At 55.2% G+C, this 466-nt stretch carries 1 protein-coding gene; it reads left to right on the forward strand.

Features of this window, described 5'->3' with window-relative positions; genetic code table 11:
* Nucleotides 1-466: CLIPPER-2 domain-containing protein (locus MiSe_RS49855; protein WP_226595043.1), on the forward strand; the 466-nt coding region annotated here is incomplete at both ends.

Raw genomic sequence — 466 nt, forward strand, 5'->3', positions numbered from 1 at the left:
GCTTCTACTTCGGTTCCCGTTGAGCCGAAACCAGACCTCAACATCACCAAGACAGCCTCCGTACCCGGTGGCACCGCCGATGTGGTGGGCGAAGTCATCAGCTACAGCATCGTTGTAGATAACAACGGTAACCAAACCCTGACGGGTGTAACTGTCAGCGACCCGAAATTGGGCACCCTCACCGGACCTAGTGGCGACAGCGACAGCGATAGCCAATTGGATGTCAACGAAACCTGGACTTACACCGGTTCCTACACCGTCACCCAAGCTGACATCGACAATGGCGGTAACATTCTCAACACCGCCACAGCGGATAGTACTCAAACGCCATCAGAAAGCGCTTCTACTTCGGTTCCCGTTGAGCCGAAACCAGACCTCAACATCACCAAGACAGCCTCCGTACCCGGTGGCACCGCCGATGTGGTGGGCGAAGTCATCAGCTACAGCATCGTTGTAGATAACAACG

It is taken from the genome of Microseira wollei NIES-4236, from assembly GCF_020521235.1.
Taxonomy (GTDB): Bacteria; Cyanobacteriota; Cyanobacteriia; order Cyanobacteriales; family Aerosakkonemataceae; genus Microseira; species Microseira wollei.